This is a genomic window from Arthrobacter tecti (assembly GCF_054511355.1).
Genome location: NZ_JBTNCT010000002.1, coordinates 458,157 through 482,706, shown reverse-complemented (window position 1 = coordinate 482,706; position 24,550 = coordinate 458,157). Strand labels below are relative to the sequence as shown.

The window sequence follows — 24,550 nt, the reverse complement described above, 5'->3', positions numbered from 1 at the left end:
CATCGCCACCGGAATCCATACCCCCAATTCTCCCAGCCAACACCGCCAGGGCACCGCTAATACGTCGGCGTTTTAAAAACAGCGCCCGCCATTACTGACCCACGCACCTAGTAAGCCTCCCGGACTCCCCGGACAGGACAGACGAACGGCCGGTGGCTGCTTATCGCGGGCAGCCACCGGCCGTCTTCGAATGCAGAAAAGGCTAGAAAGCGGGCGTTACGTCGCCGCTTGGCCAGGTCTCTTCGATGTACTGCTTGACCTCGGGGGAGTGAAGCAGTTCCTCCAGCTTGGCGATCCGCGCATCGCCCTCCGACGAGGTGTTCCAGGCCAGGAAATTCGCATACGGGTTGTTCCCGACAGATTCCACGACAAGCGCATCCTCGGTGCTTAGGCCGGCGTCCAGGATGTAGTTGCCGTTGATGATGGCCAGGTCCACCGTGGGATCCTGCAGGTCATTGAGCAACAGCTCAGGCTGGTTCTCAATGAACTCCAGACCCTTCGGATTCTGTTCCTCGGTGAGGGCCAGCACCGAGGCATCGGCCTCGATGTTTTCGAGCAACCCTGCCTCCTGCAGCAGCGTCAGGGCGCGTGCCTGGTTGGAGGGGTCGTTTGTAATGGCAACGCGACCGCCGTCAGGGATGGCCGCGGCGTCGTCGTGCTTCTCTGAGAAAGCCGCGTATGGCTCAACGTGCACGCCCTCGCCGTGCGCAAACTCGTACCCCTGGCTCTCGACCTGGCTCTCGAAGTACGGCAGGTGCTGGAAGTAATTGCCGTCCAGGTCACCTTCGCTCAAAGCAATGTTGGGAGTGGTGTAATCATCGAATTCCTGGATCTCGATCTCGATGCCCGTCCCTTCCGCAAGGTTGTCCCGCACAAACTCGAGGATCTGCGCGTGCGGGACCGGGCTTGCACCGACTGTAACCGTTGCCGGGTTCGCCGGGTCCAGGGTCTCGACGGCGGCGGGCGCGCTGTCCGTCGCTCCGCATGCTGAGAGGGTGAGAAGTGCGGCCAGTCCGGCGGCCGCAAGGGAGAACTGCTGACGCATGATTTTAGTGCGTTCCTTTCGTAGTGCCGGCACGTCCGGTCGGGTGAACCGTGTGCCGAAAGGGGTGGCGGCCGGCGGCTACCGGCCGTCGTAAGTCCCGCTCGGGGCGGGCCCGAGTAAGGGGATGCCGGGCTCAGGGGGTGGTGACGACGTCGTCGTGCTTGGAGGTCTCGCGGACGTTGTCATCGATGGTGCGTTCGCGCCGCTTTCGGGTCGTTCCCGCAGTTGACGCGGTACGGTGGTCCACCCGCTGCGCCAGCCGGTCGCCCACAAACTGGATGACCTGGACGATCGCAACGATGATCACGATGATCACCACCATGACAGTTGTGTCGAAGCGTTGGAGGCCGTAGTTGTATGCAAGCCTTCCAAGCCCGCCCCCTCCGATGATTCCGGCCATGGCGGAGTAGCCCACCAGGGTGACCAGGGTGGTGGTGAAAGCCGAGATCAGCGCCGGAAGTGCCTCGGGGATCAGCACCTTGGTGATGACCTGCAGGCGTGTTGAGCCCATCACGAGTGCCGCATCGATCTTTCCCGATGACACGTCGCGAAGGCTCGTTTCAACCAGGCGCGCGAAGAACGGAATGGTGCCGATACTCAATGAGACAGACGCTGCGACAGGACCGATCGAGGAGCCTGTGAGGAACCGGGCGAGCGGTATCAGGGACACCATGAGAATGGCGAAGGGAATGGAACGGGTGATGTTGACGATCACATCGCTCACGATCCGGTTGGTCAGAGGCATGGGACGGAGACCATCAGGGCTGCTGGCGTGCAGGAACACACCCAGCGGTAGCCCGATCAGGAGCGTGAACAAACCGGAGATGCCAACCATCTGCAGGGTCGCCGCGAACTCCTCGGGCAGGGCTTCGGTGATCCCCGGATTTGTGAAGAGGTCATCGAGGAGGTTCACGCTGCCACCTCCACATGCACGCCGGTGCTCTTAAGGTATGCCGTGATTTCGGTCAGCGGCGCCGCGGACTCCACCTCGACCCGCAGCCGCCCGAACCGGCTGCCGCCGAGGGTTTCCACCGCGCCGGCGAGGACGTTGATATTCGCGTTGAACCGCCGTGTCAGTTCGGACAGGACGGGCGCTGAGGCAGTGTCCCCGACAAGCAGCAACTCCAGTTCAGGCAACGCGCGATCGCCGTCGCTGCGTGTAAGCGGCATGAGGGATCGGCCGAGCGAGCCGTCGCGGTTGCCTACGACGTCCCGTAGGGGACCGTGCTCGATGATCCGGCCGCGTTCCAGCAGCGAGACCGAGTCGCAGATCCGCTTGACCACGTGCATTTCATGCGTGATGACCAGAACGGTCAGGTTCAGCGTATGGGTCAGCCGGCGAATCAGGGTGAGGATGTCCTCGGTGGTTGCCGGATCAAGCGCGGAAGTGGGCTCATCGCAGAGCAAAAGGTCAGGATCCGTGGCCAGCGCGCGGGCGATGCCCACGCGCTGCTTTTGACCGCCGGATAGCTGCGACGGGTAAGCATCCGCGAATTCAGACAGGCCCACGAGGGACAGCAGCTCGGCTACTTTGCGGCTGGTCTCCGCCTTCGGCGTCTTCACCAGTTCCAGCGGGTGCGCCACGTTCTGCGCGGCCGTCCTCGAATCCATCAGGTTGGCGTGCTGGAAGACCATGCCGATGCGTCGGCGGGCGGTGCGGATTTCCGAGTCCTTGACGCGGGTCAGCTCACGACCATCGATGATGACGTCGCCCGAGGTCGGACGGTCAAGCAGCGTAAGACAGCGGACAAGAGTGGACTTGCCTGCTCCTGAGTGGCCGATGATGCCGTGAATCGATCCTTTGGGTACCGACAGGGTGACGTCGTCGAGCGCAGTAACGGTTCGACCCCCCTGGCGGTAGGTCTTCCGCAGATTGGTAACTGTGATCATGGATCCTCGTGCTGTCCGTGGGCCGCAGGGTCGCTGCGGGCTCCCGCTCCGTCCGGGCATGAAAAAGCATCGACAGACGCGTTGAACAGGGATGTCCTTCAGGGGGTGTCGTCGACTATCCGGACCATTGCGCCGGACGCGCTGCGATGCTCTTTCATTGTGGCACGGTCGAAAGAAGTGACTGAAATTTAGTGCTCAGGGTCACGTGAACTGAACCGAATGAAACCAGACGAGCAAGATGATCGAAGAATATGCGGCGTTTGGCCGGCCTACGATGCGACGGCAGGCCACCGCCCCTCGACTACCGCTTCGGGATCGGTGCGCCGGAGGTATTCCTGGAAGCTCGCAGCCTGCCTCAGCGCCCACACCACCTGGGACTCGTGGAGATCCGTCGCTGGGCGTCGCAACTGCGCGAACCGATCGGCGAGGACCGCGGCGACACCGAGCGTTGCCATCACGTCCGCAGCCGACGTGTGGGCACGGGTTAGTTCGACACCGTAGTGATCGCACATCGCACTGAGCGTGCGCTTGCCCCGGCGGTAGCGGTCAGCATGCTTGTCCATCACGTAGGGATCAAGCACTGGCCGCGGATCCGGAATCCGGACCCCGTGCCGCAATCCCTCGCAGGCCAGGACGGTGAAGTCGTACCGGGCGTTGAAGGCCAGCACCGGAATCCCACCTTGAAAGTACGAACCGAGCACACGGGATATTCCGTCTACAACCAGCGCAACCGGTTGGCCAAACGTTGCAGCCGTCCGGGTGTCCACTCCATGGATCGCCGCGGCTTCCTCAGGGATGGGAACACCCGGGTCCGCGAGCCACTCATGGTGCTCGAGCACCTCCCCACGCCCATCCACCAGAACGATCGAAGCCGTGACAATGCGCGCGGTGAGAGGGTTGCGACCTGTCGTTTCGAGATCGAATGCCGCCCGGGGTAGATCATGCCAGCTGCTCATGGTCCCGACGGTATCGGCCGGGTCCGACATTTCCGGCGACGGCTCGCCCGGCTTCTCTTACAAGAGGCTCCCAGCACTCGCTGGCGCTCGTCCCGGGGCCCTCGCCCACTACGCTGGATTGATGGCCGGATTGATGCGCGAACGCAGCGACGATTACGCGGAAGCGGTCCTCGACATCGTGCGGTTGATACCGCCCGGGAAAGTGCTCACCTACGGCGACATTGCAGAGATCCTCGAACAGGGCGGCCCCCGCCAGGTCGGAGCCGTGATGGCTCTGGGAAGCGAAGTGCCCTGGTGGAGGGTGATCCGCTCCGGAGGGAAACCTCCGCACGGACTCGAAGCGGCCGCGGTCGAACACTACAGGCAGGAGTCAACACCCCTCCGCCACCCCCGCGCGGGAGGTGCGGCGACGCACGGCCCGGGCTACCTCGTTGACATGAAAACTGCCGGATGGAACCCCGAACCGGTCGATCAGGAGCAGCTGCAGGGCATCCGGAAGCGCCTGGCACGGCGCTTGCGTGGCAGCGGGGAGGAATTGTCCGAGCCGGATGATGCAATGAACCTATGAACAGCCGAACGTCCGTGAACCCTGGTTCCAATCAGGTCTCGGAGCAGCTCGCTGCGCTCCGCCTCCCAATCGCTGCATCGGGTGCACGTTGTGCACGGGAAGAGTTTCGGCCGAGCCCGGATCAGCAGCAGGTCCTGGATCTCGGCAGTGGGGCTGGGCCGGTGCTGGTGCTTGGAGGACCTGGTACGGGGAAAACACAGCTCCTTGTAGAGGCCGCGGCCAACAGGATCGTCCAGGGTGAGCTGGATGCGGCCCGGATCCTGATCGTTGCCCCTACGCGTCTGGCGGCCGCGCGGCTCCGTGATGATTTGACCACACGCCTTGACCGCAGTTTGAGTGCCCCGCCGGCGCGCACCTGGTCCTCGTATGCGTTCGACCTCATCCGGCGGGCACGCGTCGCCGGTCTCCTCCCCGAACTCTCACGGGCCCCGCGGCTTCTCTCCGGTGCCGAGCAGGATCTCATCATCAAGGAGTTACTGGAAGGCCACCGCAGGCTCGGCGTCCTGCAATCCCGCTGGCCGGAGAGCCTCCAGCTGGCACTGGGGACGCGCGGGTTCCGGCAGGAGGTGCGTGAGCTGTTTGACCGGGTCAGCGAATACAGTTTGCACGCCGAAGACCTGGCGGACTTCGGCAGAAGGTTTGACCGCCCGGACTGGACGGCGGCCGCCGGCCTCTATCGCGAATACCGTGACGTCCTGGACCTGCGCATGCCTGAAGCCTTCGATCCCGCGGGAATTCTCACCGCCGCCCGGGGGATACTGGAACACAATCCCGAATTTCTCGCAGCGGAGCGCAGCAAGTACGGGCTCATTCTTGTCGATGATTACCAGGAGTCCAACACTGCCATCCATGCGCTGTGTGGAGTGATTGCGGAGGGCAAGGACACCATTGTGACGGCGTGTCCGGACACCGTGGTCCAGGGGTTCCGCGGTGCACGTCCGGAACTCGCAGGCAGGCTTTCGGAGGTGCTGGGGGAGGACCTGCGCACTATGGCGCTGACCACCTCCCACCGCCTGCCGGCGTCCATCGCATCCGCGTGGTTCTCCGTCGCCTCCCGCACACCGGTGGCTGGGACCTCCGTGCGATACCGCAACCTCGAGGAGCGAAACGCGCCGGTGCCCGCTGTCGCTGCCCGCGACACAGCCAATACGGGTACTGTCTCGGCACACGTGGTTGATTCCGGTTACCACGAGCACAGGTATATAGCCCAGCGAATCCTCGAAGCCCATGTCGAGCAGGACCGCAGCTTCGACGACATCGCTGTCATTACCCGGACAGGCGCTCATGTTTCCGAACTTCAGCGGTACCTCGCCGCTCAGGACATTCCGGTCAGCGTACCGCCGGCCGAGCGCGCTATTCGTGATGAGCCGGCGGTACAACCCCTGCTGGACATCCTGGCGGTTCTCACTGGTGCGCGGGAACTCGAGGCAGAACTCGCCGTTTCCATCATGACGTCGCGGATCGGCGGTGCGGGAGCCCTTGAGATACGGCGCCTCAGACAGTTGCTCCGTCGCGAGGAACGACTGTCCGGCGGCGAACGCGATTCTGACCACCTGATTGTCGACGCCCTGAGCGCCGGAGCGGTTGATGACGCCCGACCGCAGTTCCGGCCGGTCCGCAGGCTCTCCGCAATGCTGGCTGCCGGGCGCGCGGCACTCGAAGACGGCGCCGGCACACCGGAGACCGTCCTGTGGGCCATATGGTCCGCCTCCGGTCTGTCTGCTCGGTGGGAGGAGGCGGCATTGAAGTCCGGCCTCTCCTCCGCGAGGGCTGACCGCGACCTGGACGCCGTCGTCGCGCTGTTTGAGACAGCCGAGAGGTATGTCGACCAGATGCCCGGAGCGCCCACCACAGGATTCCTCGAATACCTGCTGAGCCAGGAGCTACCGATGGACACGCTCGCCGCGCGTGCCCAGAAAGGTGCTGCTGTAGCGATCATGACCCCGGCAGCAGCGGCCGGCAGGCAGTGGCCGTTCGTCATAGTTGCCGGTGTGCAGGAAGGCGTGTGGCCCAACCTGCGGATTCGGGGTGAGCTACTGGGCTCCGGTGACCTAATGGCGTTGTTGGAACACGGCCCGGAGTTTCGGCGGTACCGGGACCCGCACGGCCTCATGCAGCTCACCCGGGCAGATGAGCTTCGAAGTTTCTCCGCGGCGATCAGTCGGGCTGCCGAGGAACTCTTGTGTGTCGCAGTGGATTCGGAGGACCTCCAACCATCCTCGTTCCTCGACATCGTTGACCCGCTGCCGACGGGGCAATCCACTCGTCCGCGGACTGTGGTGATGCGGCCGCTGACACTGCGGGCGCTGGTTGCCGAGTTACGCAAATATGCTCAGCAGCCGGACCGCCACCCGGACCTTGCAACGGAAGCTGTGCATCATCTCGGTGTCATGGCGCACCACGAACCTGAGGTGCCTGGTGCCCATCCGGACCAGTGGTGGGGGCTGGCGAGCCTGTCCTCCACCGAGCCTGTGGTTCCGGCTGATGCCCTGATCCCGGTGTCGCCATCCAAGGTGGAAGCAGTTCTGGCGTCGCCTCTGAACTGGTTCGTTTCGGCTGCCGGAGGGGAGCGGCCCACTGACTTTGCCCGAACACTGGGAACCCTCGTGCACTCGATCGCGCAGGATCTGCCGGATGCCACCGGCAATGAGTACGCGGCTGAGCTCATCCGCCGCTGGCCAACACTGGGGATGAAGGACACCTGGGAAGGAAAGGCTGACTTACGCCGCGCTGAACAAATGGTCAGGAAGTTGGGTGGGTACCTGGTCGAGATGCGCCGGGCCGGACGCACTCTTGAGAGTACGGAAGTGGACTTCGACGTGGAACTGCCCGTCACAGTGGAAGGTGTCGAACGCATCGCGCGTTTGCGTGGCCAAGTGGATCGTCTTGAGCTCGACCATGACGGGCGCCTGTTCATCATCGACTTGAAGACCGGAAAATCAGCCCCGCAAGCAGAGGATGTCGCACAACACGCACAGCTCGCCGCCTATCAGGTTGCCGCTACGGAAGCCGGGTTTCAGACCCCCGATACTGCAGGAACAGCAGCTGTCGGCGGGGCGGCGCTTGTCCACCTGGGTACCGCCACCAAGGGGCCGAAGGTGCAGGAACAGCCGCCTCTCGGGTCGGATGATTCCTGGGCTCACGAGATGATCGAGCAGGCGGCGGGGCTGATGTCGGCGGCTGAGTTCGACGCCATCCACGATCCGAAGCGCTCAGGCTATGGACCTCCCGCGTGCAGGCTTCCCGAAATCTGTCCACTGTGTGCCGAGGGCAGGCAGGTGACCGAATGAGTGTTGAGGCATCCTCATCGCTTGACCATGATGCGCTGGATGGGAGCCTGTCGGCGGAGAATCTGGCCAGGCTTCTTCAGTCTGAGGCTGGCGCACAGGTGCTCTATCCGACCGATGAGCAGGTACGCATCATCGAGGCGCCACTGCAGCCGTTGCTCGTGCTCGCCGGTGCGGGATCCGGCAAGACCAAGACGATGGCTGACCGGGTTGTCTGGCTTGTCGCCAACAAGCTGGTGCGGCCGGAGCAGATCCTGGGGGTCACCTTCACCCGTAAGGCGGCAGGCGAACTAGCGGCCCGGATTCGGCAGCAGCTCTCCGCGCTCTATCGGGCGCAGGGCGAGGCTGAAACTGACACCCTGGACGAGCACCTGGAACCAACGATCTCCACATACCATTCCTATGCCAATGGCATCGTCCAGGACTACGGGCTCCGGATCGGTGTCGAGCGTGATGCAGTCATGTTGGGTTCGGCACAGTCCTGGCAGCTCGCGAGCAGGATAGTGGAATCCCATACAGGCGCCTGGGAACACATCACCGCCGCGAAGTCGACGCTGACGAACGCCGTTCTCACCATGGCTTCGGAGTGCGCCGAGCATCTTGTGGAACCGGCCAAGGTCCGCCGGGCGCTTCTGGAGCACATCGATGCTATCGGCGTACGTCAGTTCCAGGCGGGGAAGACCAAGCCACCGACCCAGGCCGTCGAGAAGCTCCTCAACAAGCTCCGTACGCGTATCACGGTCACCGAACTCGTCGAACGCTACTCCGCCGCGAAGCAGCAGGGCGGACAGCTCGACTTCGGTGACCTCGTATCGCTCGCTGCCCGCATCGTGAGTGAGGTGCCTGAAGCCGTACAGGTGGAACGGCAGAAGTACGCCGTGATCCTCCTGGACGAGTTCCAGGACACATCCCACGCCCAAATGGTCCTGTTTTCCCGGCTCTTCGGCGATGGGCGTTCGGTAACGGCGGTCGGAGACCCGCACCAGTCCATCTATGGTTTCCGGGGTGCATCGGCCGGACAGCTCGGAACGTTCAGGACCCGTTTTCCAATCACCGAGCCGGACACGCTGACCCCGGCACCCGTAGTCAACCTTTCGGTCGCCTGGCGCAACTCAACCAGTATCCTTGCCGCAGCCAACGCAGTATCCTCACCGTTGAACGTTCCCCCGCCGTGGATCGGCGAACAACACCGGCTCGAAGTCCCACGCCTGCAGCCCCGGCCCAAAGCTCCTCTGGGGGAGGTCTACCTCGCCCGCTATCTGAGCGAGAGCGCACCCGATCCCCAGTCCGCATCCCACCCGATGGATCCGGCGAGCAATGAAGCGTCCGCGCTCACACGCATCATCGAAGCGCAGCGGCGCCGGTCCTTCGACGTGGATGAAGCAGGTAATCTCCTACGGCCGACAATCGCGGTGCTTTGCAGGGGCCGACGCCAGTTTGAAGCCCTGCGCCGGGCGTTGACCTCAGCGGGTATTCCCGTGCAGATCATCGGGCTTGGAGGGCTCCTTAGAACGCCCGAGGTCATCGAGATACTTTCGGTGCTGCGCGTCCTCGGTGATCCGGAGCGTTCCGACGCCATGATGAGGCTTCTGGCAGGCGCCCGGTGGCGGCTGGGCACTGCGGACCTGATGGCGCTCGGGGACTGGGCTCGGCAACTCGCCCACGATCGCGATGTCCGGCTGAATGAGCTGCGAGCCAGCAGCGCCCCTGAGGGAAAAACCGGCGACGGCCATGGTGGCGGAGATCATGCCGTTCCGCTCGGTTCAACACCGTCCCCAAGCGGAGAATCCCAACCGGCAAGTCTGGTTGACGCGGTCGACCACCTGCCGCCGCGTGGATGGGTGTCCGGGAACGGCAGGAGCCTCTCGGAGGCGGCCCGGTCCCGGCTGATCCGCCTGCGGAACGAACTGCGGCGCCTCAGGGAGTCGGTCGGGGACGATCTTCATACGCTGATCGGTGAGATCGAGCAGACGCTGCTGCTGGACATTGAACTGGCGGCTAAGCCAGGCGTGAGCATTCATGAGGCGCGCCGTAACCTTGACGCGTTCGCTGATGCGGTCAGCGGGTTCGTGTCCACCTCCGAGCGTGTGGATCTGCCTGCCTTCCTTGCCTGGCTTGAAGCGGCGGACGCAGAGGAGGACGGCCTGCCGGTGACCGCCCTCGAAACCAGCCGGGAAGCCGTACAGTTGCTGACCGTTCACGCTGCAAAAGGGCTTGAGTGGGACGTTGTCCTGGTTCCGGGCATGAATGAGGGCGCGTTTCCGAGCGGGTCCGATTCCCGGTGGAGCTCCGGAGACGCCGCCATTCCATGGCCGCTGCGGGGGGACGCCGCGGAGCTGCCGCAGTGGGACTGGGACCAGCCGGACCAAAAGGCGTGGTTGGAAAGCGAGAAGCTCTTTGCAGAAGACGCCGGATCCCACACCGAGCGGGAAGAGCGGCGACTCGCTTACGTCGCATTGACCCGCGCGCGCCATGTTCTGGTCTGTTCCTCATCGGCTTGGGGAGGAGGGCGCTCCAAGCCGACTGCAACCTCCAGCTACCTGGAACAACTCAGGGAGTTGGTGGCAGCCGGTGAGCGCGGCTACACGGAGCTGGCGTGGATCCAGGACAGTGAGGTGGGGGATAGCAATCCCGCGCGGGCAGCGAGCGAACGCGCGAGCTGGCCTATCGACCCCCTCGGCACGCGTCGCAACGCAATGGAGGAGGCAGCTGCCGCCGTCATCGTGGCAGCAGAACAGAGGAAAACGACCGGCCGGCAGCATTCCACGAATCAGGCGCAGAGCCGCTGGGCCGAAGAGGTCCGCAAGGCCCTGGCACGGGCGTCCGAGCGCCGCTCAGCGGCCCCCGTAGAACTTCCAACTCACATTTCTGCGTCATTGATGGTCGAATTGGCCGAAGACAGCTCCGCCGTGGCGCGGCGCCTGAGGCGGCCGGTGCCGCGTCGCCCGGGTACGGCAGCACGCCGGGGTACCGCATTTCACGCCTGGATCGAGGAGTACTACGGCGCAACCGGGATGCTCGACTTCGGTGAGTTCCCCGGTGCCGCAGACACGTTTGTCGACCAGGGCCTTGGTCTTGAGGCACTCACCGATAACTTCAAGCGCTCCAGCTGGGCTGCCAGAGCACCGTACGGTATCGAGATACCGGTGGAGACCCGGGTTGACGCCCTCGTCGTCCGGGGCCGCATAGATGCGGTGTTCAAGGATGACGACGGCGGCTGGGACCTGATAGACTGGAAGACGGGACGTCCTCCAGGACCGCGTGACCGGGACGCGAAGGCAGTCCAGTTGGCCGTCTACCGGTTGGCATGGTCACGTCTGCTGGACGTTCCCCTGCGGAGCGTGCGTGCTGCTTTCTACTATGTCGGCGACGATGTGTTGGTGCGGCCACACGATCTCGCGGACAGCGACGCCCTCGAACGCATCATTCGGAGGGCCACAGCGGGAGCATCGACAAACCACGCGAATGGGCCTGGTCACCGCAAACAATGAGCGGCCGTCTACGCCCGGACGGGCGTTCGGCTCGTAATCGATCAGGGCAGGCGCACCACGGGCAGGGCTGACGTCTCGGTGCTGTCATGGTGAGCCGCTCCGGAATGCGTCCTATCGGCGCTCTCCGGAATGTCTCCGTTCCCTACGCCGCCGTCGCCTGAATCGACGTCGTCGTGCTGCGCATGGCCGACGCCGGAGTTTGACTCAGCGACGGGCTCACGTCCGGATCCTGCCGGGCTGTCCATGTCAGACTCCACCAAGGCTTCCGCCGCGGCCGCCTCCTCTGCCGCAAGGTCGGCCGAAAGTGACCGCATCATGTCTTCGGCCTCAGCCACCATGGTGTGGTCATCGAGGGCCAGGCCGCGGACCATCCACTGGGCCAGGGCAAACTCCGCCGCCAGCGCGGCGCGGCGCAGCAGATGCTCATCTGCCGCATCCGAGCGCGCCGCCAGGTAGGCGGCATGGATGCGGTCGGCGAAATCGGCGTCGTGTGCTGCCGCCAGCCACGCGAAATCGTCTGCGGGGTCTCCCACCGTCAGATCGGTCCAGCCCGTGACGGCGCAGACCCGTCCCGCGGAGAACAGCAGGTTGTCTTCGTGCAGGTCCCCATGCACCACCGTCGGATTGAACCGCCAGAGCGTCACGTCCTCAAGGGCATGTTCCCACCGCCGCAGCAGATCAGACGGAATCCGTCCCGTGGTCGCAGCCTGGTCGAGCTCGTTGAGTCGGCGTTGCCGGACCTCGTTGGCTTCATAGCCGGGAAGGTCCGCCTCGCTGACCAGGGTCCGGGGCAGTTCATGGATGGCGGCGATCGCACGGCCGACTTCAACGGCCAGGTCCTTCCCGCCGGCAGCGAGCTCCTCCAGTGACCGGGTTGATCCTTCGATATGCGAGTACACGAACGTCCGTAAGTCACCCAGACGCACGGTGCCGGCGACGTGCGGAATGAGGAACGGAATCTCGGCGCGGACCGCGGGGGTGAACGCGCGCAGTACCTGTTGCTCTGTCTCAAGTCGCATGCTTGCCTCGGCGTGCCGGGGCGCGCGCACGCGCCACTGCTTTCCGGCCTCGTCGATCAGCAGCGCCGACTCGAAATCCGCGGGGTCATCGGGTGCGCCTGAGACGCCGGTCGGGGCCAGCCCGGGCACAGCCGCACTCGCAAGGGCGGCGAGTTCCATCGGAGATCGTTTCACACCCTCAACCGTAAGGGCGCTGACCCGTCGCCTCGAAGGTACGACGACGGCGAGTCGCCGCACGCGTCCCACTATTCCTCCAGATCGGTCCTTGCGAATGTCTTTTTGGGGGCGCGGGATCGTACCGTAGAACCATGAGCCAAGCAGTAGGCATCTCCAGTCTTCCACCCCTCGGATCGTTGCCTTTGGCGCGCGGGACAGCCGACCGCGGCTCGGCTCTGCGGATGGCTCCTGAGCTTTTCGACCGGCTGTGGGAGCAACCGGAAACCCGTGTTCTCCACCTGGCGGACCAGCGCGCCGCCGTTCGGGAGAACCGGTTGCTGCTGCAAAGTGCAGCGGAGGTGGAGCGTCCGGCGAATCCGATCTACCTCGGAAGCACCGTCGAAGCTGACCCTAAGGTTCCGGCAGGAACCCACATCGTTCTCGTCGAGCATCAGAGTCCGCAGGCTTCCATTGCACCGGAGGACAGCTGGCTGGGGTTGCGCAGGGCGGCTTCAGTGCTGGCGCCCCAGGAAGCCGGGCTCCTGGTCGAAGCAGTCGCAATTTCAAACTGGCACGCCAACCACACCCACTGTCCGCGCTGCGGTCAGCGCACTGCCCCCACGGAAGGTGGATGGGTGCGCCGGTGTCCGGCGGACGAGAGCCTGCACTATCCCCGAACAGATCCGGCGATCATCGTGACGGTGACCGATGAGCAGGACCGCCTACTGCTCGGCTCCTCAACGGCGTGGCCGGACAACAGGTATTCCACCCTCGCGGGCTTCGTCGAACCGGGGGAATCGCTGGAAGCCGCAGTTATCCGGGAGGTGGAGGAAGAATCCGGGATCGTAGTGCACTCATCGGAGTACCTGGGTTCGCAGCCCTGGCCGTTCCCGGCGTCCCTGATGCTGGGTTTCACTGCCAAAGCTGCGCACGCGGAGCCGGTTCCGGACGGCGTCGAAATCAAGGACGTGCGCTGGTTCAGCAGGGCCGAAATCTTTGAGGAGGTGAAGGCCGAACGCATCTCGGTTGCCTCAGGGGCATCCATCGCGAGGGCTTTGATCGAGCATTGGTACGGCGGCCCGCTGGATGAAGAGCCCGCCGCCGGGAGGCCGTAGTGGAGAGTTCGGTCGAGGAACGGATTTTGTCCGGGTTGGACGATGAGCAGCGTGCAGTCGCGTCACAGCTGGCCGGGCCGTTATGCGTGCTCGCGGGAGCCGGAACCGGCAAGACGCGCGCCATCACCCACCGCATCGCCTACGGTGTGCACAGTGGGGTGTACAAGCCGCAGCAGGTACTTGCAGTGACTTTCACCGCGCGGGCCGCGGCGGAGATGCGAACCCGGCTTCGGGATCTTGGGGCGCAAGGGGTGCAGGCCCGTACCTTCCACGCAGCGGCGCTTCGGCAATTGCAGTACTTCTGGCCGCAGGCGGTGGGTGGCTCCCTTCCGGCCCTCGTGGACCATAAGGCACAGCTCATCGCGGAGGCGTCGCGGCGGTTGCGCCTCAGCACCGACCGCGCGAGCATCCGCGACCTGGCGGCGGAGATCGAATGGGCGAAGGTTTCGATGCTCACGCCTGATACCTATGCTGAAGCCGCTGTCGGTCGCGCTGAGCCGGCCGGCATGGATCCAACCACGGTGACCCGCCTGTTCGCTGCCTATGAGGACCTCAAGGTGGACCGCAACGTGATCGACTTCGAGGACGTGCTGTTGATTACGGTGGGCATCCTCCAAGAGGACGAGAAGGTTGCGGCAACGGTCCGTTCGCAATACCGGCACTTCGTGGTGGACGAATACCAGGACGTTTCCCCCCTCCAGCAGCGGCTCCTCGACCTTTGGCTGGGGGAGCGGGAGGAGTTGTGCGTGGTGGGGGACGCGAGCCAGACCATCTACTCCTTCACCGGAGCAACGAGCGCCCACCTGCTGGAATTCACCGCCCGGTACCGGCGGGCGCAGGTTATCAAACTGGTCCGGGACTACCGTTCGACACCGCAGGTTGTCCATCTGGCGAACTCACTGCTTGCCGCACGGACGGCGGAGGGAGAACGCCGTGGAAACCGCGGCAGCTGGGCAACTCCGCTCCAGCTCATCGCACAGCGCCCCGCGGGTCCGGCGCCCACCTTCACCGAATGCAGCGACGACGAAGCGGAGGCAGCCGATGTTGCCCGGCGCATCAGCGGCCTGCTCAACGAAGGAGTGCTGGCCAGCGAAGTCGCGGTGCTGTACCGGACCAACGGCCAGTCCGAGGCATATGAGCAGGCGCTCGCCGCAGTAGGAATCGGTTACCAACTACGGGGAGGGGAGAGGTTCTTCGCGCGTCGTGAGGTTCGGGACAGCCTCCTCCAGCTTCGCGCGGCGGCCCGCACCGCGAACGACGACGACGTGCCCCAGTTGGTGCGCGATGTCCTGGCCTCATTGGGTTATACCCGTGAAGCGCCGCAGAGCTCCGGCGCTGTCCGTGAGAAGTGGGAATCGCTCGCCGCGTTGGTTTCGCTTGCGGACGAACTGCAGGCAGCGCGTTCAGCGCAGGGCTTCACGCTCCAGGATTTCGTGGCGGAGTTGGAGGAACGGGCAGCGGCTCAGCACGCTCCGACGGTGCAGGGTGTAACGCTCGCTTCGTTGCATTCAGCGAAGGGCCTTGAATGGGACGCGGTGTTTCTTGTGGGACTCAGCGAGGGGCTCATGCCCATATCCTTCGCGGACACGCCGGACGCCGTCGACGAGGAGCGGCGGCTGCTGTACGTCGGGATCACGCGGGCACGGAAACACCTGGCTCTATCCTGGTCCACGTCACGGACACCGGGTGGCCGTGCGTCCCGTAAGCCTTCACGGTTCCTCGACGGTCTGCGCCCCGAAACGGAGGGCAGACGGACCTTCCGGGAGCCCGCGGCAAAGCGGCAGCGAAAGGTTGCTGCGCCCGCGCACTGCCGATCCTGCGGAAAGGTACTGGGATCAGGTGCCGAGCGGAAGATCGGCCGCTGCCAGGATTGTCCGGCGAACTACAGCGAGGAAACCTTCGAAGCCCTGCGTTCGTGGCGTCTGCAAGCAGCGCGTGAGGCCGACGTTCCTGCATTCGTCGTATTCACAGACGCCACCCTCGTCGCCATTGCTGAAGCGTGCCCTGACTCGCTGACGAAGCTGGCCGAACTCGCGGGTATCGGGCCGACCAAGCTCGAGCGGTACGGAGAGTCGGTGCTTGATGTCCTCGGCAATCAGAACTGAGCGTCAGCAACCGCGGGTCGGAACCCATGAGCGGTGAAATCCCAAACCAACGGAACCGGTTTCCTGTTGAGGTGCGGCGTTCTGCCCGCCGGCGCCGCACCGTCAGCGTGGATCTGCGGGACGGCGTAGCTGTGGTGTCCATTCCCGCAACGTTTACAGCCCGACAGGAGCAGCAGTGGGTCGAGCGCATGGTGGCAAAGCTGCACGCCAAATCGGTGCGTCCCGCGGAGCCAGAGTCGGCATTGACTGTCCGTGCCGCAGAGCTGTCTACCCGCTACCTTGCCGGTGGGGGCCTCCCGGACAGCATCCGGTGGGTCACCAACCAGAATTCACGCTGGGGTTCGGCAACGCCGGTCGCCCGTGCAATCCGACTCTCGCACAAGCTGCAGGGCATGCCCGAGTGGGTTGTGGACTACGTCATCCTGCACGAGATGGCGCACCTGATCGAACCATCGCACAACAGCCGCTTCTGGGCACTACTCAAGGCATACCCGCACACCGAAACCGCGAAGGCGTTCCTGCAGGGCGCGGCCTTCGCCGCCGACCACGGACTGCGTGGCCGTTAGGACCCTGGCCGGGGATTAGCTGCGGGGGCCGTCGTCGTTCTTCGGCTGGTCCTCGTCCTCGTCCCCATCTTCGGTGCCGGTGTCGGGTGCTGAATTCTCGCCGTTCGGGCTGGCATCGCCGTCGTCGGACTTGGCGGTTCCCGGCTCATCCTGGGAAGAGCCGGCCGGCGATTCGAACCCGCCGTCGAGCAGCTTCTGCAGGGCGGCGTCGACGTCGGCGTCTGCCGATTCCGCCAGCTGGCGCCGCTTGCTGAAACCAGCCGGGTCGTCGAGGTCCTCGGGTGTGGGAAGAAGGTCAGGGTGTTGCCAGATCGCGTCGCGTCCGGCAATCCCGCGCTCCCCGCGGAGCTGTTCCCACAGCGCGGCCGCGTCCCGCAGCCGGCGAGGCCGCAATTCCAGGCCAACGAGGGAGGCGAAGGCGTTTTCCGCCGGCCCGCCGGTGGCCCGCCGTCGCCGTACCATTTCGCGGAGGGAGACAGATGAGGGGAGGTTGACGGTGGCTGCCGCCGTGAGCTCATCCACCCAACCCTCGACCAGTGCGAGCGTGGTCTCCAGCCTGGCAAGGGCGGCGTCCTGCGCGGGTGTGCGCTCAGGCATGAACACTCCCTGGGAAAGGGCGGCCTGGACGGACTCGGGGTTGGACGGGTCAATGTCCCTTGCGACATCCTCGATCTTTGACATGTCGATGTGGATACCCCGGGCAAAGCTCTCGATCGCGCCAAGCAGGTGTCCGGTCAACCATGGGACGTGGGTGAACAGGCGCACGTGCGCTGCCTCCCGCGTGGCCAGGAAGAGCCGAATATCTTCGTCTGGGATGTCCAGGCCTTCGCCGAACGAGGCAACGTTGGCGGGCAACAGGGCCATGCTGTTTTCGGCCAACGGGATACCGATGTCCGTGGAACTGACGACATCGCGGGAGAGGGCTCCGACAGCCTGTCCGAGCTGCATTCCGAACATCGCGCCGCCCATGTTCTGAAGCATCGAGGCCGCGCCGCCCATCATGGTTTTCATCTCTTCGGGCATCTGCTCGGTGAGGGCGTTCGAGAGGGCGAGGGCAATACTCGTGGCAACAGGCTCCGTGAGGCGCTGCCAGGTTCCCATCGTTGCTTCCACCCATTCGGCGCGGGACCACGCACGGCCGAGCAGGGCAGTCGCCGGAAAGTCCGTGACGGGATCCAGCCACATCTCGGCGAGGCGCAGGGCGTCATCAACCTCCCGCTGTTCCTTGCTGCTCACGGAGGGATCCCCGCCCGCGGCAGCGGCCCGCCTGGCCTGTTCGCGGGCAAGGGTCCAGTTCACCGGGCCTTCCGACTGTGCGGAGAACATTGCCTGGACCTGCTGCATCATCATGGCCATCGTCTGGGGATCGTTGGGCAGGCCGGCCGCCTTCGCGATTTCCTTCGGATCCATTCCCTGCATGTTGCCGCCCATGAGCCGCTCCAGCATCTCGGAGAGGGGATCCTTGGGGGTGTCGTCGTCGTTGTTCGACGGGTTGGAACTCATCGATACCACCGGTCCTAGGTGTAAATGGTGCGGTTCAGGGGTGATTGGTGAGACGGTCCGGGCGAAGTTCGCGGATACCCGGGGCTCAAGGTCGGTCGGAACTCACACGTTACCGTCAGCGTTCGGTGTTGTCCCGTGCCCCGCACTCCAGTTCGCTCTAGGCAAAGCCAACGGGGCAAGAGGCGCTCACCGGTGAACATTCCCAGCCGGGAACCTGAGCTGCGGCTTGTACGCTTGACTAGTGATGCCCTGCTGCCGCAAACCGGTGACGGGTTCGCTCCTATTCCAAAGGTGACACTCTTGACCCAGCCGCTTTCCCAGGACACGATCCAGCCTGACCACGGCCCCCGGAAACGTGATCCCCGCTTCACGGTGATGTGGGCCTCGGGCCTGCTCGCGGCGGGTTTGGGTGTGGCAGCCGTGGCATTGCCGGCGCCGTATGTCATCGAATCCCCGGGCCCGACGTTCAACACCATCGGCCAGATAGATTCGGAGCCGTTGATCAGCGTCGATGGGCGCGAAACCTACCCGACCAGCGGCGGGCTTGACCTGACAACGGTGTTCGTATCGGGCAGCCCGGGACAGCCGGTCAGTATCTTCGACGCGTTTCGCGCGTGGGCAGATCCTGCACAGGCGGTGACTCCCCGTGAACTGGTCTACCCGCCGGATGTCTCAGAATCGGATATCGAGGAGCGGAACGCCGCGGCGATGACCTCGTCGCAGGAATCAGCCGTCGCGGCCGCCCTCTCGCACCTAGAAGTTCCCTACGATGAAACGCTGTCAGTCGTCGGGCTGGCACAGGATTCTGCGTCGGAGGGCATCCTGCAGGAGGGGGACGTGCTGGTAGCCATCAATGGCGAGCCGATCGGGTCCTTGGAGCCATTGAAGGAGGCGCTCAACGCAGCCGGCGGGGAGAGCGTCGAAATCACGGTCCTGCGGGAAGGCCAGGAGGTTACCGAGGCAGTCACACCAATAGAGTCGGAGACCGGCGACTACCAACTCGGCGTGTTCCTGATGTCCGAATTCCAGTTCCCCTTCGACGTCGACATCGCCCTGAACAACGTCGGTGGCCCGTCAGCGGGAACGATGTTCGCGCTGGGTATCGTGGACAAGCTCACCGAGGGGGAGCTGACCGGTGGGGAGCACTTCGCCGGAACCGGAACCATCGATTCGTCGGGCAACGTGGGCCCCATCGGCGGAATCCGCCAAAAACTCATCGGCGCGCGCGATGCCGGTGCCGAGGTTTTCCTGGCACCGGCTGCGAATTGCGAAGAAGTTGTCGGCCACGTGCCCGACGGCCTGCGCGTGGTGCGCGTGCAGACCCTCGATGATGCCGTGGACGCTGTTCGCACCCTGGGGGCAGAGAACGACGACGGCGGTCAGCTCGCATCCTGCGAGGGCTGATGTTTCGCTTCCTGTCCCTGAGTTAGGACACGATTCAGTGTCGATCCCGGCTCACCGCCATTGGGCCGGAACCGAATTGGTCTGCCCATACGTGGACAAGGCAGAATGAAGAAAGATGGGGGTTGCGCTTGAGGGTGCATCCATATGCCCATGCAGCATGACCCCGTACAGCCAACGATGAGGTAATAGTGACATCCGGACCAGACCGGCCCTTCAGTAGCAGGCCTAGCCAATCGAGCTCTTCCACAAACCGGCGACGCGGACCACTGGTCCCAACCCTGATCGTGCTCGGTCTGCTCGTCGTTGCATTCGTCTACTTCTCCCAGGTGTATGCAGACGTGCTCTGGTACAACCAGTTGGGTTTCCTCGAAGTGTTCGTGACGGAGAACCTCTCACGGATCGGCCTCTTCGTCGCGGCCTTCCTGATCATGGGAGCGAGCGTCTACTTCAGTCTGCGGATCGCGTACCGCTCCCGGCCAATTTATGCGCCGGACAATAACGTTCAGGACAACCTGAACCGCTACCAGGCCCAGCTTGAGCCGATCCGCAGGCTCCTGATGATCGGCATCCCGATTGTCCTCGGAGCGTTCGCCGGAACAGCTGCTTCTTCGCAGTGGGAAACCATGCTCCTCTTCTTCAACGCAGAGCCGTTCGGAGAGGCCGACCCCGAGTTCGGGCTCGACATTGGCTTCTACGTCTTCACCCTGCCGTTTCTCGGCTTCCTTCTTGGATTCCTCATCAGCATCGTGGTGATCAGCGGTATTGCCGCAATCCTCACACACTACTTGTACGGGGGCATCCGACTCGAGGAGAAGGGGCTGTTCACCAGTCGCGCGGCGCGGACACAGATTGCGGTACTTGCAGCACTGTTCCTGATCCTGCAGGGCGTGAACTACTGGCTTGACCGGTATGCCACCGTGACCAGCAGCGATGGCAGGTGGACCGGTGCCCTCTACACCGACGTCAACGCGGTCATTCCGACCAAAGCGATTCTTGCGGCCGCTGCAATTATCGTCGCCGTGCTGTTCATCGTCTCAGCCGTGATCGGTCGCTGGCGGCTCCCGCTCATCGGGACTGCAATGCTGGTCATTACTGCGATCCTTGCCGGTGGGGTATACCCGTGGTTCGTTCAGCGATTTCAGGTGGTACCGAATGAGTTCAATCGAGAAGAAGAATTCATTGAGCACAACATGATGATGACCCGGGCTGCTTACGGTCTTGATGAAGTGGAAGTCAACAACTACCCGGTCGAAGAAGTGCCTGCGGAGGGCGCCCTGAATGCTGACGGCGAAACCACTGCGAATATTCGGCTGCTCGACCCGAACCTAGTGAGCGACGCATTCAGCCAGTTGCAGCAGTTCCGCCAGTATTACCAGTTTCCGGGGATCCTCAACGTTGACCGCTATGAAATCGATGGAGAGGTGGAGGACACCGTCATAGCCGTCCGTGAGCTCAACACGGCGGGTGTTCCGGACGGCTGGATCAACGAGCATATTTTCTACACGCACGGCTACGGTGTTGTTGCCGCAGCCGGGTCCACCGTGCAGCCGGATGGACGACCCGAATTTATCCAGTCGGGCATTCCATCCACAGGTCTCCTCGGCGATGAGAGTACGTACGAGCCGCGAATTTACTTTGGCGAAGAGTCTCCCGAGTACTCAGTCGTGGGAGCTCCGGAAGGTGCAGCGCCGCAGGAAATTGATCGACCGGAGACCGAAGAGTCCACCCAAGAGGCACGCAGCACCTTCCAGGGGGATGGCGGGCCGCAGATCGGTAACTTCTTCAATCGGCTGGTGTATGCGCTGAAGTTCCAATCCACGGACCTGTTGCTATCCGACCAGGTGAACTCGGAATCGCAGATTCTTTACGACCGTGACCCCGTTGATCGTGTCGAGAAGGTCGCTCCGTATCTGACACTCGACAGTAACGCGTATCCGGCAATAGTGGATGGACGTGTCAAATGGATCATTGAGGGTTACACCACCACCACTGAGTACCCATATTCGACGCAGCAGGAGCTTCAGTCCGCGACCGTCGATTCGCTTACTGCAGAGGGCGTTTCCACCGCGCTTCCCGCCGAGCAGGTCAACTACATCCGCAATGCCGTCAAGGCCACAGTCGACGCCTACGACGGTTCTGTGGATCTCTACGCCTGGGACGATCAGGACCCCATCCTCAAGGCGTGGCAGAAGGTCTACCCCACGTCTCTGAAACCGTACAGCGAAATGTCCGCCGATTTGATGGCGCACGTGCGTTACCCGGAGGACCTCTTCAAGGTCCAGCGTGAGTTGCTGGCCCGCTATCACGTGACCGAGACTTTGCCTTTCTATAACAACAGCGAGGCATGGACGGTCCCGGTTGATCCAACGCTCGAGGAGGGGGAACAAGAGGTCAAGCAGCCTCCGTTCTACCTGTCGCTGCAGATGCCCGAGCAGGAATCGGCAAGCTTCTCGCTGACCACGCCGTTCATTCCCTTTGTCCCCGAGGGGCAGCAGGCACGGAACATCCTGTACGGCTTCTTGGCTGCCGATGGGGACGCCGGGACGGGTGAGGACGGTGTGAAGGCCGAGACGTATGGCACCTTGCGGTTGCTCGATACCTCCGGCGAGGACTCCGCCGTCGGTCCGGGCCAGGCAGCAAACCTCTTCAACTCCGATACCAACGTCTCGCAGGAGCTGAACCTGCTGCGTCAGGGCGCCTCCGAGGTGATCAGCGGTAACCTGCTGACTCTCCCCATCGGTGGCGGCATCGCTTATGTGCAGCCGGTATTTGTCCAGTCGTCGGGTGACTCGTCTTTCCCTGTCCTTCGTCGCGTACTCGTGAGCTTCGGTGAACAGGTTGGTTTCGCGCCTACCCTCGCTGAGGCATTGGACCAGGTGTTCCAGGGTGATTCGGGTGCTGAAACCGGTGATAGCGAGAATGTCGGCGAAACTCCGGATGATCCGACGGCGCCTCCTGCCGGAGAAGAGCCCACCGGGGAACCGACTGAGGAACCCACGGGTGAGCCGACGCCTCCTGTCGATCCAGGTACCGGCGATCCCGCCGCGGACCTGCGGGCGGCGCTTGAGGATGCAAACGCGGCAATCCAGGAGGGGCAGGCAGCCCTGGCTGAAGGAGATTTCGCAGCGTACGGCGAAGCGCAGGAGCGGCTCGACCAGGCTCTCCAGCGCGCGCTCGACGCCGAAACCCGCCTTTCAGAAGCAGGCGGCGAGCCTACCGAATAGGCCATCAAGGGCTCGATTTGTGATCCCATCCCGCGGCGGGTAACGTAGGTATCACCGCCGCGGGGTGGAGCAGTTCGGTAGCTCGCTGGGCTCATAACCCAGAGGTCGCAAGTTCAAATCTTGCCCCCGCAACGTAAAGGAAAGTCCCGGAGAGGTTTCTCTCCGGGACTTTCTGCATTCCGACGTGTTCGTCCCGGTCAACCTTCAAGTGGCCATTCAATCTCTGCGCAGCACCGCCTCACCTACACTGAATCCATGATTGAACAGGGTGCCGTCGGCGGCGATGATGAGCGTGGTGAAACCGCATTGCAGCGGGTGGACCGCAACTGGCTGGAACTCCTTCAGGAGCTGCGCGTTCTCCAGACCGGCATCCAGATCCTGACCGGCTTCCTCCTCACCCTCCCGTTCCAGTCACGGTTCAGTGAACTCGATTCATTCCAGCTGACCACCTATCTCATACTGGTTGTCCTCTCCGCGCTCATTACGGCTCTTCTGCTGGGCACGGTGGTCATGCACCGCACCTTCTTCCGGCTTCGAATCAAAGCGGTTCTGGTGCGCAACGCGGACCGCATCCTCCGGGTCACTCTGGTACTTGTGGCCTTCGTGCTGATCGGAATCACGGGGCTCATTTTCGACATTGTGTTGAACCGGACGGCAGGCACACTGACGGCGATCGGTTTGGCTGTTCTCATAGCAGCATTGTGGGTGGCGCTTCCCGAGTTCCTGAAGCGCCGTTCCGTGAATGGGTCTAGCGGGAACGCAGCTCCTGGTAAGCCGTGAGTGCCTGGGCGCGGGATTCCTGCAGATCGACCAGGGGAGCGGGGTAGCCGTCCGCGTCGCCCTTCCAGGGCTCGTGCACGTTCTCGGCCGAACGTAGCTCAGGCACCCACCTGCGGAGGTAACCGCCGTCGGCGTCGAACTTCTTGCTCTGGGTGACCGGGTTGAAGATTCGAAAGTACGGTGCGGCGTCTGCGCCCGAGCCGGCAACCCACTGCCAATTGGCGGCGTTATTTGCCGGATCGGCGTCGACGAGGGTGTCCCAGAACCATTGTTCGCCGATTCGCCAGTCCACCATCATGTTCTTGACGAGGAAGGACGCAACCGCCATGCGCACCCGGTTATGCATCCAGCCGGTGTGCCAGAGCTGACGCATGCCGGCGTCAATCAGCGGGTACCCCGTCCGACCGTAACGCCAGGCGTCCAACTCCTCAGGGACGGGTTCATGCCACGGGAAGGCGTTGAACTCTGACCGGTAGTTCTCAGTCGCCAGGTTCGGATTATGGTACTGCAGTTGCCAGCAGAATTCGCGCCAGCCTACCTCGTTGCCGAACACTGTGACATCGCGGGAAATGGTTGGATTTCGGCTGTGCTCGGCTGAGTGCCACACCTGAAATGGGCTGACTTCACCGAATCTCAGGTGTGGGGACAACCGACTGGTTCCTTCGACGTTCGGCAGCTCGCGGGCGTCGGCGTAACCGCTGACGGTGCCGTCGAGGAATTCGGCAAGGACTCGCTGACCGGTTGCTTCCCCGGGGGTCCACGTTTCACGTAGCCCGCCGGCCCAGTCCGGTTTCGTGGGCAACAAGCCCCACCCTCCCAGGTTTTCAGATGCCAGCCGTGGGCCGCTAAGGATGTCTGGGGTAGGAAGAGGTGGCCGCGGCTCCGAAGCGCTCCTGCAGGCGTTCCAGAAGGGCGTGAAAACCCTGTAGGGCCGGCCGCTACCCGTAACGATCGTCCAGGGTTCGTGGAGCAGATTCGCCTGGAAGCTGTGGACTTCCACTCCTGCGTCGGTCAAGGACACTTTGATCCCTGCGTCAATGGTGCGCTCGGCGTAGCCATAACGGCGGTTCCAGAAAACGGCATCGGCGCCTGACTCCTGAACAAGTTGCTCGATGACGCCTTCGGACCTGCCCGCCCGTAGCACGAGCGGGATACCGAGGGCCTCGAGTGAATCGCTCAACGCGGAGAGCGAATGATGCAGCCACCACCGGGACGCTCCACCGAGGGGCCTCAGTCCGTCGCTCTCTTCATCCAGGAGATAGCAGACAACAACGTCTCCGCGCTCCGCCGCCGCATGCAGTGCCGGATTATCTGCAACACGTAAATCATCCCGGAGCCACACCAAAGTCAACGCCATAGCGCCCAAGCGTACCCGCCAGATCGACCAGGGAGGGGCGCCGGAGAAGTATGGGGGCCGGGGCAGGGGCTACCCCACGGGGGC

At 63.7% G+C, this 24,550-nt stretch carries 16 protein-coding genes and 1 tRNA gene; 10 read left to right on the top strand and 7 right to left on the bottom strand.

The window, feature by feature from the left end:
• Positions 1-202: 202 nt before the first annotated feature.
• The 4 genes from ACX80C_RS04690 to ACX80C_RS04675 all read right to left on the bottom strand — a co-directional run bounded on the left by ACX80C_RS04690 (position 203) and on the right by ACX80C_RS04675 (position 3,891).
• Complete coding sequence (locus tag ACX80C_RS04690) at positions 203-1,045, bottom strand: MetQ/NlpA family ABC transporter substrate-binding protein (RefSeq protein ID WP_459325081.1); 843 nt, start codon at positions 1,043-1,045, stop codon at positions 203-205.
• Between the two features lie 133 nt (positions 1,046-1,178).
• On the bottom strand, positions 1,179-1,958 hold the full coding sequence (locus tag ACX80C_RS04685; RefSeq protein WP_459325080.1) for a methionine ABC transporter permease: 780 nt from the start codon (positions 1,956-1,958) through the stop codon (positions 1,179-1,181).
• Positions 1,955-2,935, bottom strand: coding sequence for a methionine ABC transporter ATP-binding protein (locus ACX80C_RS04680; RefSeq protein WP_459325078.1), 981 nt, complete (start codon positions 2,933-2,935; stop codon positions 1,955-1,957). The genes ACX80C_RS04685 and ACX80C_RS04680 overlap by 4 nt, the downstream gene beginning before the upstream one ends.
• Before the next feature lie 269 nt (positions 2,936-3,204).
• Positions 3,205-3,891, bottom strand: a complete 687-nt coding sequence (locus tag ACX80C_RS04675; RefSeq protein WP_459325077.1) for an exonuclease domain-containing protein — start codon at positions 3,889-3,891, stop codon at positions 3,205-3,207.
• A 121-nt stretch (positions 3,892-4,012) separates the two neighbouring features.
• On the opposite strand from ACX80C_RS04675, the gene ACX80C_RS04670 reads away from it, so the two are divergent.
• From ACX80C_RS04670 to ACX80C_RS04660, 3 genes are read left to right on the top strand one after another with little or no spacing between them, the layout of a single operon-like run.
• Positions 4,013-4,459: an MGMT family protein gene (locus tag ACX80C_RS04670; RefSeq protein WP_459325076.1), complete on the top strand. Its 447-nt coding sequence runs from the start codon at positions 4,013-4,015 to the stop codon at positions 4,457-4,459.
• Positions 4,456-7,749: an ATP-dependent helicase gene (locus ACX80C_RS04665; protein ID WP_459325075.1), complete on the top strand. Its 3,294-nt coding sequence runs from the start codon at positions 4,456-4,458 to the stop codon at positions 7,747-7,749. The genes ACX80C_RS04670 and ACX80C_RS04665 overlap by 4 nt, the downstream gene beginning before the upstream one ends.
• Positions 7,746-11,237 carry an ATP-dependent helicase gene (locus ACX80C_RS04660; RefSeq protein ID WP_459325074.1) on the top strand — a complete coding sequence of 1,164 codons (3,492 nt, stop codon included), beginning with the start codon at positions 7,746-7,748 and terminating at the stop codon, positions 11,235-11,237. Before ACX80C_RS04665 ends, ACX80C_RS04660 begins: the two co-directional genes overlap by 4 nt.
• A gap of 41 nt (positions 11,238-11,278) precedes the next feature.
• On the opposite strand, the gene ACX80C_RS04655 is transcribed toward ACX80C_RS04660, so the two are convergent.
• Positions 11,279-12,430 carry a phosphotransferase gene (locus ACX80C_RS04655; RefSeq protein ID WP_459325073.1) on the bottom strand — a complete coding sequence of 384 codons (1,152 nt, stop codon included), beginning with the start codon at positions 12,428-12,430 and terminating at the stop codon, positions 11,279-11,281.
• Between the two features lie 134 nt (positions 12,431-12,564).
• Here ACX80C_RS04655 and nudC point away from each other — a divergent pair, with 134 nt between their 5' ends.
• Genes nudC through ACX80C_RS04640 form a run of 3 tightly spaced genes read left to right on the top strand, consistent with a single transcriptional unit; the run spans position 12,565 to position 16,198 of the window.
• Positions 12,565-13,527 carry an NAD(+) diphosphatase gene (nudC, locus tag ACX80C_RS04650; RefSeq protein ID WP_459325072.1) on the top strand — a complete coding sequence of 321 codons (963 nt, stop codon included), beginning with the start codon at positions 12,565-12,567 and terminating at the stop codon, positions 13,525-13,527.
• Positions 13,527-15,632, top strand: a complete 2,106-nt coding sequence (locus ACX80C_RS04645) for an ATP-dependent DNA helicase UvrD2 (RefSeq protein WP_459325071.1) — start codon at positions 13,527-13,529, stop codon at positions 15,630-15,632. Before nudC ends, ACX80C_RS04645 begins: the two co-directional genes overlap by 1 nt.
• Before the next feature lie 26 nt (positions 15,633-15,658).
• A complete protein-coding gene (locus tag ACX80C_RS04640) occupies positions 15,659-16,198 on the top strand; it encodes a M48 metallopeptidase family protein (protein ID WP_459325070.1) in 540 nt (179 codons plus the stop codon).
• 15 nt (positions 16,199-16,213) lie between these two features.
• On the opposite strand, the gene ACX80C_RS04635 is transcribed toward ACX80C_RS04640, so the two are convergent.
• Positions 16,214-17,701, bottom strand: coding sequence for a zinc-dependent metalloprotease (locus ACX80C_RS04635; RefSeq protein WP_459325069.1), 1,488 nt, complete (start codon positions 17,699-17,701; stop codon positions 16,214-16,216).
• A gap of 291 nt (positions 17,702-17,992) precedes the next feature.
• Between ACX80C_RS04635 and ACX80C_RS04630 the strand changes: the two genes are divergently transcribed.
• The 4 genes from ACX80C_RS04630 to ACX80C_RS04615 all read left to right on the top strand — a co-directional run bounded on the left by ACX80C_RS04630 (position 17,993) and on the right by ACX80C_RS04615 (position 23,109).
• On the top strand, positions 17,993-19,105 hold the full coding sequence (locus ACX80C_RS04630) for a YlbL family protein (RefSeq protein WP_459325067.1): 1,113 nt from the start codon (positions 17,993-17,995) through the stop codon (positions 19,103-19,105).
• Between the two features lie 281 nt (positions 19,106-19,386).
• Complete coding sequence (locus ACX80C_RS04625) at positions 19,387-22,329, top strand: UPF0182 family membrane protein (RefSeq protein WP_459325098.1); 2,943 nt, start codon at positions 19,387-19,389, stop codon at positions 22,327-22,329.
• A gap of 58 nt (positions 22,330-22,387) precedes the next feature.
• Positions 22,388-22,461: transfer RNA gene (locus tag ACX80C_RS04620), tRNA-Met, on the top strand.
• 123 nt (positions 22,462-22,584) lie between these two features.
• A complete protein-coding gene (locus ACX80C_RS04615) occupies positions 22,585-23,109 on the top strand; it encodes a DUF6328 family protein (protein ID WP_459325066.1) in 525 nt (174 codons plus the stop codon).
• On the opposite strand, the gene ACX80C_RS04610 is transcribed toward ACX80C_RS04615, so the two are convergent.
• On the bottom strand, positions 23,078-24,466 hold the full coding sequence (locus ACX80C_RS04610; RefSeq protein WP_459325065.1) for a cryptochrome/photolyase family protein: 1,389 nt from the start codon (positions 24,464-24,466) through the stop codon (positions 23,078-23,080). The genes ACX80C_RS04615 and ACX80C_RS04610 overlap by 32 nt on opposite strands.
• Positions 24,467-24,550 lie beyond the last annotated feature (84 nt).

Excerpts from the sequence above, each read along its gene's own strand:
- ACX80C_RS04680 (WP_459325078.1), bottom strand. The coding sequence starts at position 2,935 with ATGATCACAGTTACCAATCTGCGGAAGACCTACCGCCAGGGGGGTCGA.
- nudC (WP_459325072.1), top strand. The coding sequence starts at position 12,565 with ATGAGCCAAGCAGTAGGCATCTCCAGTCTTCCACCCCTCGGATCGTTG.
- ACX80C_RS04670 (WP_459325076.1), top strand. The coding sequence starts at position 4,013 with ATGGCCGGATTGATGCGCGAACGCAGCGACGATTACGCGGAAGCGGTC.
- ACX80C_RS04660 (WP_459325074.1), top strand. The coding sequence starts at position 7,746 with ATGAGTGTTGAGGCATCCTCATCGCTTGACCATGATGCGCTGGATGGG.
- ACX80C_RS04665 (WP_459325075.1), top strand. The coding sequence starts at position 4,456 with ATGAACAGCCGAACGTCCGTGAACCCTGGTTCCAATCAGGTCTCGGAG.
- ACX80C_RS04610 (WP_459325065.1), bottom strand. The coding sequence starts at position 24,466 with ATGGCGTTGACTTTGGTGTGGCTCCGGGATGATTTACGTGTTGCAGAT.
- ACX80C_RS04690 (WP_459325081.1), bottom strand. The coding sequence starts at position 1,045 with ATGCGTCAGCAGTTCTCCCTTGCGGCCGCCGGACTGGCCGCACTTCTC.
- ACX80C_RS04615 (WP_459325066.1), top strand. The coding sequence starts at position 22,585 with ATGATTGAACAGGGTGCCGTCGGCGGCGATGATGAGCGTGGTGAAACC.
- ACX80C_RS04640 (WP_459325070.1), top strand. The coding sequence starts at position 15,659 with ATGAGCGGTGAAATCCCAAACCAACGGAACCGGTTTCCTGTTGAGGTG.
- ACX80C_RS04635 (WP_459325069.1), bottom strand. The coding sequence starts at position 17,701 with ATGAGTTCCAACCCGTCGAACAACGACGACGACACCCCCAAGGATCCC.
- ACX80C_RS04675 (WP_459325077.1), bottom strand. The coding sequence starts at position 3,891 with ATGAGCAGCTGGCATGATCTACCCCGGGCGGCATTCGATCTCGAAACG.